The organism is Phyllobacterium sp. P5_D12 (assembly GCF_054049495.1).
On the sequence record NZ_JBFUMG010000207.1, the window covers coordinates 1 to 7,579 of the forward strand.

The 7,579-nt window shown below is 55.1% G+C and carries 10 protein-coding genes; all 10 read right to left on the minus strand.

Translation table 11 applies throughout. The features are described from left to right. Positions 1–1,117: KUP/HAK/KT family potassium transporter (locus tag ACXJ5O_RS14570; protein ID WP_457300507.1), on the minus strand; the 1,117-nt coding region annotated here is incomplete at its 3' end. A gap of 142 nt (positions 1,118–1,259) precedes the next feature. Continuing rightward, complete coding sequence (locus ACXJ5O_RS14575) at positions 1,260–2,000, minus strand: pyridoxine 5'-phosphate synthase (protein WP_457300508.1); 741 nt, start codon at positions 1,998–2,000, stop codon at positions 1,260–1,262. A gap of 100 nt (positions 2,001–2,100) precedes the next feature. Further along, positions 2,101–3,228 (minus strand): ATP-dependent DNA helicase, encoded by a 1,128-nt coding sequence (locus ACXJ5O_RS14580; protein ID WP_457300509.1) that lies wholly within the window; start codon positions 3,226–3,228, stop codon positions 2,101–2,103. 75 nt (positions 3,229–3,303) lie between these two features. Next, entirely contained in the window at positions 3,304–3,780 is a 477-nt protein-coding gene (locus ACXJ5O_RS14585) for a hypothetical protein (RefSeq protein WP_457300510.1), read from the minus strand. After that, entirely contained in the window at positions 3,737–4,099 is a 363-nt protein-coding gene (locus ACXJ5O_RS14590) for a nitrile hydratase accessory protein (protein ID WP_457300511.1), read from the minus strand. Before ACXJ5O_RS14590 ends, ACXJ5O_RS14585 begins: the two co-directional genes overlap by 44 nt. Further along, the gene (nthB, locus tag ACXJ5O_RS14595; protein ID WP_457300512.1) at positions 4,086–4,745 is read right to left on the minus strand and encodes a nitrile hydratase subunit beta; all 660 of its coding nucleotides are present in this window, start codon (positions 4,743–4,745) and stop codon (positions 4,086–4,088) included. Before nthB ends, ACXJ5O_RS14590 begins: the two co-directional genes overlap by 14 nt. Continuing rightward, entirely contained in the window at positions 4,742–5,362 is a 621-nt protein-coding gene (gene nthA, locus ACXJ5O_RS14600; RefSeq protein ID WP_457300513.1) for a nitrile hydratase subunit alpha, read from the minus strand. The genes nthB and nthA overlap by 4 nt, the downstream gene beginning before the upstream one ends. A gap of 38 nt (positions 5,363–5,400) precedes the next feature. Continuing rightward, complete coding sequence (locus tag ACXJ5O_RS14605; RefSeq protein WP_457300514.1) at positions 5,401–5,994, minus strand: LysE family translocator; 594 nt, start codon at positions 5,992–5,994, stop codon at positions 5,401–5,403. Between the two features lie 126 nt (positions 5,995–6,120). Next, positions 6,121–6,693 (minus strand): acetolactate synthase small subunit, encoded by a 573-nt coding sequence (gene ilvN, locus ACXJ5O_RS14610; protein WP_112530013.1) that lies wholly within the window; start codon positions 6,691–6,693, stop codon positions 6,121–6,123. A 21-nt stretch (positions 6,694–6,714) separates the two neighbouring features. After that, on the minus strand, positions 6,715–7,579 hold an 865-nt coding region (locus ACXJ5O_RS14615), incomplete at its 5' end, for a thiamine pyrophosphate-dependent enzyme (protein WP_457300515.1).

Sequence of the window (7,579 nt, forward strand, 5' to 3'; positions counted from 1 at the left end):
CCAAAAGGACCACGACCAGACCAAGCAGAACATTGATGCGCGGCAGATAGACTTGGCCGGATAATTTCTCTGACGTGTGCTCGATGTTGAGGCGCGGCAAAAGATTGAGTTGCACAGCCTGCCGCGACAGCGAGTAGGCACCGGAAATAACCGCCTGACTGGCAATGACAGTTGCCATCGTAGCGAGTAGTACCATCGGCAAAAGTGCCCAGTGCGGAAACATTTCGAAAAATGGATTCTTTGCTGAGTCGCCGTTCGCCAGAATAAATGCGCCTTGCCCAAAATAGTTCAGCAGAAGACAAGGGAAGACAATCCACATCCAGGCCGTCGCGATCGGTTTGCGACCGAAATGGCCAAGATCGGCATAGAGGGCCTCCGCTCCCGTAACAGCAAGAAACACCGTGCCGATAGTGGGGAATGCGGTAACCGGATTATCTATAATGTATTCAACGGCATAGACAGGATTGACGGCAGCAAAAACACTCCAGTCATCGGCAAGGTRCCATAACCCAAAGAACCCGATAGCGAGAAACCATAGCAGCGTGATCGGGCCAAAAATGGTCGCGACACGCGCAGTACCAAAGCGCTGAACGGAAAAAAGGGTTAGAAGGATCACCAGAGTGATCGGCACGATGAACGGTGTCAGCCGCGGCGTGACGATCTCAAGGCCTTCAACGGCCGAAAGCACCGAAATTGCCGGCGTAATCACCGCATCGCCGTAAAACAGCGATGCGCCAACGATTCCGAGGGCCAGAATAAGCTGCGGGCGAGTCTTGAAGCTCGCCCGTGCCAAAGCCATCAGAGACAGGATACCGCCCTCGCCGTCATTGTCGGCGCGCAGGACGAATAGAATATACTTGACGGTTACTATGAGGGCCAGTGCCCAGAAGATCATTGAAACAACGCCGAGAACGTCAGTGCGGCTCAACGTTCCATCGAGCGAAGCAGCATGGAGCGCTTCGCGAAAGGCGTAGATCGGACTTGTGCCGATGTCGCCATAGACGACGCCGAGAGCACCAAGAACAAGAACCGGAAAGGCCTCTTTGTGATGCGGTTCCGATTCATGAACGACGGGACCGTTATCACAGTTCTCGTCATCCAATTGTTGTTCACTCATACAGGTTTTCCCTCGCTCTGACAGCGTGGGCGGACGAGTTAGTCGTGTTGCACCGCAATATCAATCGCCATTTTTTCATATCTATTCGCCCGTGATATGCAAAAATGCATAACAAAGCAAATCCTGCACCCGAATCAAAGGGCTAGGCTTGCAGCGCATTGAGAAATCTTTCCACAGCACCAGACATCCCGTGCACCAAAGCGTCTGCTGTAAGCCCATGACCGATAGAAACCTCAACAAGATTTGGCACTTTTTTGACCAAAGCCGGTAGATTGACGACCGTCAGATCATGCCCTGCATTCACTGCAATCCCTGCTTTTGCCGCCGCCGCGGCGGTCGATTCCAGCTTTGCGAGTTCGCTGGCCTCGAGGCGCGGATCATCGTACGCGCCTCCATAGGGGCCAGTATAAAGCTCAACCCGGTCAGCGCCAAGCGCCTTGGCCATGGCAGGTGTATCGGGGTCGGGATCGATGAACAATGAAACGCGAATACCTTGTGCTTTAAGGCGAGAGATGATTGGCCGGAGGAATTCCGCATCGCGTTCCAAATTCCAGCCATGATCAGATGTCGATTGCGCCGGATCGTCTGGCACCAGTGTCACCTGCTCTGGTTCATTCGCGGCGACAAGGCCCAGGAACTCCCGTGTAGGATATCCTTCGATATTGAACTCCGCCTGCGGAAACTCATCATCGATAAGCGCTCGAATTGCCGGCAAATCGGAAAAACGGATATGTCTCTCGTCGGGGCGCGGGTGCACAGTCAAACCGGATGCGCCCGCCGCCAAGGCGATGCGTCCAAGACTAATGACGTTGGGCCAGGGCAGATCGCGTCTGTTGCGCAGCATCGCAATCGCATTGAGGTTGACGGAGAGTGATGCGGTCATGATTTAACCCATACGCGGAAGCACTGGCGTCTTCTTTACAGCAGAAACGCGACATAAAATAATGCTATTTCATCTAAACTCAAAGATTGAGTCCTCTGGTTCATCGCACGACGGTCAAGCGTTCTGCAGCCCGGGTAATTGCGGTATAGAGCCAGCGTTCACGTGTATCACGAAAAGCATAGCTTTCGTCGAAGAGCACGACCTCATCCCATTGTGATCCTTGGGCTTTGTGGGTCGTCAGAGCATAACCGTAGTCGAAATCGTCAAACCGCTTCTTGGTCTGCCATGGTATTTCGGCGTCCGGATCGTCGAATTGAGATTTCAGCAGTTTGATCTTGGCCACGCCCCTCCCCGGCTCCTCATCTTCTGGAGCGACCAAAAGATTGATCCCGGGTTTCACCGTTTCGCGAGACGAGGTCATGACCTTCCAAAGCGAACCGTTGAGCAGGCCCTTCGCGGGGTCGTTGCGCAGGCACACAAGTTTGTCGCCAGCCTGTGGAAAAGACGCGGAAAACCCCTTCAACTCTCGCAGGCGCTGATTGTAGCGCCGGCGCGTGCGGTTGGTACCGACGAGCACCTGGTCGGCACCGAGAACCAGTTCCTGTGTGACATCCGTCTTTGAGATCACCTTGGCCGCGCCAAAATCGCCGAACGTAAACTCACGGCCCTCGCGTACATCGAGCGCCAGACGAATGATGGGATTGTCACGCGCTTGCCGGTGAATTTCGCTCAGGAGATAATCCGGCTCGTGTTCGGTGAAAAAACCGCCGCCGGAAATTGGCGGCAACTGACCGGGGTCACCCAACACAAGGATTGGCGTGCCAAAGCTCATGAGATCCCGTCCCAATTGCTCATCAACCATGGAGCATTCGTCGACGACGATAAGCTTGGCCTTGGACACCGGGCTTTGGCGATTCAAGGAAAATGTCGGAGCAATGCTGGTTTTGCCAGTGGCCTCATTCTCGACCGCCTCTTCACCCCGCGGCCGGTAGATCAGAGAGTGCAGCGTGCGAGCATTGGCGGCGCCTTTCGAACGAAGCACCTGCGCTGCCTTACCGGTGAAAGCCGCAAACTGAACGTCACCCTCGATATGCTCGGCAAAATGGCGGGCAAGCGTCGTTTTGCCAGTACCGGCATAACCGAAAAGCCGAAAAATCGGGCTGCGGCCGTCTTTCAGCCATTTTGAAACCGCCCGGAGCGCTTCATCCTGTTGTGGTGATAGTTGCATAATCCTGAGTGACAGGATTCGCCGTCAAAGGGCAAGGAAAATGGACGCGAGAAGCATTAGACTTAAGGTCAGGACCTATAGGTTATCCGGATTTCCCGGCCGTATCTGTCCCTCGCCGACACGGCCGAACTGTTGATTCATCATGCGAAAACGATCCCCGTTGACCTGCAACGTCCAGCAAATCTTCTGGTCCTCGCCCTCATAGGTGAGGCAAAGATTGTCCTTTTCCAGGCTCCACTCGCCGGCATAGGGCATGCCCTTCGTCGCAACCTCTTCCGGCTTGCAGCATTGGATCATCTTGCCGCGAGACTTGCCATCAGGGCCGAGGAATTCAGTGAAGTTGAAGGGCGGCTCAGCTTTGACTTCGCCCGTCAGGGTTGCTCCGGTGATGACTTTGCGTAGATCGTCTTCGTTCGGCGTCGACCACGAAGTGTCTTGTGCCGAGGCATGGCTGGTAAACAACATCAAAGTGGAGACCAGCAACATAGCGAGCGAGCGTATATTCATCTCAGGATCGGTCCGGATCATTTTCGAGGCGGATGGGTTGGCCATGCGGGGTCGCATGAGCAGYGCGCTGCCAGGCGGCGGCCAATTGATCGATATCATGGCTGTCCGCAACATTCTTGGAGGCAATGAGCGACTCCAACGCCTCAAGCCAGCAACTATAGTAGTCACTAGCATCATCCAGCGCGCCGGGGTGTTTCAGTTTGCCGGAAAGCGTGGCCGCCCACTCCTCCCAGGTGAACAACCCGCGGTCGTGGAGGGCAACCGCCATCGCAAAGGCTTCCGCCTGCCAAGGTTCGGCAAATACCGGACCGTCACCGCTTGCGGGTAGTCCGCGCGAGTGAGTGATCAGCTCACGCAGGCTCAAGATAACTCTCCCAGGCATCAATACTGACGGTCAACGTAGGATCGGCTCCATCGCCCCATATCTCAGGCGCGGTAAAGACCACTGTATAAACATATTGTGGGTTTTCACCCTTGCCGTGAGCATTGGAATCCGGAAAGACAAAGCCACCACGGACAGCTTCGATTACCCCCAACTTGCCGCGCGCATAACGCGGCAATCGCGTATGCGTTTCCGGATTGAAATTATGGGTTCGGATGCGATCGCCTGACTGGAAGCGCGGCTCACCTGCCACAGGGCGATCGCAAGGACCGCCTTTTGCAAGGGCTGCCGCGACATTTTCCGCTTTCAAAACACGTTTTGGCTGAGTTCCTTTACCAAGTGAGCGGCCTCCATCGAGTTCCAGTGGCTGGACAAATCCATGGCGCTTGAGCAGAACCTCCAGCGCCTTGGTCCATATCTCATAATAGCTGGAAGCGTAATAATCCGCCGGATGCAGGCTCTCGCGCGCATGACGGCTCTCGTCGATATTCCAATGGCCCATCGCGCCTGCGGCGATTGTCACACCCATCGCCCGCTTTTCCCAATCGGCATGAAACAACGGTTCATTCTTCTCGGGCGCAACTGGGCCAAAACCCATCTGTCCGCCAAGATCCTGCGGCCCGTTCATGCTGCCTCCGGTGCGAGTGCAAGCCCGGTCCCGATCATCGAGTCGCGTGTAACGAGCTCGGCAAGCTGTTCTTCACTCAGGCCTTCGCTACCTTCGGGGCGCATTGGTACAACAAGATAGCGGAGTTCGGCAGTCGAATCCCAGACACGAATTCCGGTCGTTTCAGGAAGGATCAAATCAAACTCGACCAGTACCCCACGCGGATCAATAACGGCCTTCGACCGATAAGGTGGCGATTTATACCACACGGGAGGCAAGCCAAGCACCGACCACGGGTAGCACGAGCACAGCGTGCACACGACGAGATTGTGCGTGTCCGGCGTATTAAATACTGCCTGCATATGCTCACCCTGCCGCCCGGTATAACTCAGGGACTCAATTGCTGCTGTTGCGTCGCGGCTCAGCCAATCAGCATATTCTGGATCCGACCAAGCTTTTGCGACAACCTTTGCTCCGTTGCGTGGACCAACCTTCGTTTCGTACGTATCGACGATCACATCGATCGCCTGCGGGTCGATCAGGCCCTTCTCCGTCAAAATCGTTTCCAAGGCGCGCACGCGCGCAGCCATGGGATCGAGCTCATTATCGTGATGGTGGTCGTCATGATCGTGTGGCATGGACAAAATCCTATGCGCCAACAGCGGTCAGCGCAAGCTCACTTCAACATTGGCCACAAGGTGGCCACGAGCAGGACCGCCATGCTGATGTTGAACCATTTGAGCCGCACCGGATCAGCAAGCCAGCCGCGCATGATTTGCCCAAAGGCTGCCCAGCTCGAAACGGATGGAATATTCACGATGGCAAACGCGATCCCCACGATTAGAACCGTCGTAAAATAAGCTTGCGGCGACGTATAGGTTGCCATGGCGGTCACAGCCATCACCCATGCTTTCGGGTTGATCCACTGGAACGCGGCAGCTTCCAGGAACGTCATCGGCCGCGCCTTGCCATCAACTGGGTTCAGGGAGCGCGACATGGCGATCTTATAGGCGAGATAGATCAGATAGGCACCGCCCGCAAATTTCAGAATTGTATAAAGAAGTGGAAAGCTCTGCAGCAAAGCGCCAAGTCCCAAACCCACTCCAATAAGCAGAGTGAAGAAACCCGAGCCAATACCGAACATGTGGGGAATCGTGCGTTTGAAGCCGAAATTGACGCCCGACGTAAGCAGCATGAAATTATTTGGTCCCGGCGTTATCGACGTGACAAAAGCAAACACCAGTAGGGTCAGAAAAATCTCGAGTGTCATTATTATCCCCACCCCGTAAAAAGGGGCACTCATAGGGTCCGGCAATATTTGGCTCAAGGGCGGACTTGTCAGGGATACAATTGAGCATCCCTGACAATAGTAACCAAGGCCGGGTACCCGCCAGAACTACATTCCCATCGGGCCGCGGTTCATGGCGGCAACGCCTGTCCGGCAAATCTCGACAAGGCCAAGCGGCTTCATGATCGCGATAAACTGGTCAATCTTCGACCCTTTGCCGGTGATCTCGAAGATGAAATGCTCCGTCGTTGCGTCCGTCACCTTGGCGTGGAACGCATCGGCCAGACGCAATGCTTCATTGCGGTGCTCGCCAAGGCCGGCCACCTTGACCAACGCCAGTTCGCGCTGGATTGGCCCGCTCTGACCAAGTTCATCTGCACGCACAGACAAATCCACCACACGGTGCACAGGCACAATGCGTTCCAGCTGGTGGCGAATCTGGTCCAGAATATGCGGTGTGCCGCGCGTCACGATTGTGATGCGCGATAGATGCTGCTCGTGCTCCGTCTCGGAAACCGTAAGGCTTTCAATGTTATAGCCCCGTCCGGAGAATAGGCCAATCACGCGTGCAAGGACGCCCGGCTCGTTATCGACCAGGACCGATAGAACTGTCGTGACTGGTAGTTCAGTCTCCTTGGCAATGAAATATGCCGAACCGGAGGCTAGGTTTTGAGCGTTCATTTGTTATTTTCTCCGGTTTTCTTAAACGAGCTGTCTGCCCTTGGCATCAATGGCGTTGGCGACTGCTTCGTCCGTAGCCTCATCCGGCAAAAGCATCTCATTGTGAGCCTTACCGGAAGGGATCATCGGGAAGCAGTTCGCGAGATTAGCCACGCGGCAATCGAAAAGAACCGGCTTTTTGACGTCGATCATTTCCTGAATGGCATCGTCGAGATCGCCAGGCTTTTCGCAGCGAATGCCATGACCGCCATAGGCTTCTGCCAGCTTGACAAAATCGGGCAAGGCTTCCGTATAGGAATGCGACAAACGATTGCCATGCAGCAGTTGCTGCCATTGGCGAACCATACCCATATACTGATTGTTCAGGATGAAGATCTTGATCGGCGCTTCATACTGAACAGCAGCACTCATCTCCTGCATAGTCATCTGCACCGAAGCGTCCCCGGCGATGTCGATAACCAGCGAGTCAGGATGCGCGATCTGCACACCCAGCGCTGCCGGTAGGCCATAGCCCATCGTACCGAGACCGCCTGATGTCATCCAGCGATTGGGCTTTTCGAAATGATAGAACTGCGCCGCCCACATCTGGTGCTGGYCGACTTCGGTCGYGATATAGGTGTCGCGATCCTTGGTCAGTGCGTACAGCCGCTCCAGCGCATATTGCGGCATGATCACGTCCTTGTTGCGCGTATAGGACAGAGATTTCCGTGAGCGCCACCTGTCGATCTGCGACCACCATTGATCGATCGCCTTTTCGTCAGGCTTTGTCGACGACGCGCGCAGCAAGCGAATCATATCTTCGAGCACATGGGCAACATCACCGATGACCGGAACATCAACCCGAACCGCTTTGTTGATGGAAGACGGATCGATATCGATGTGAATC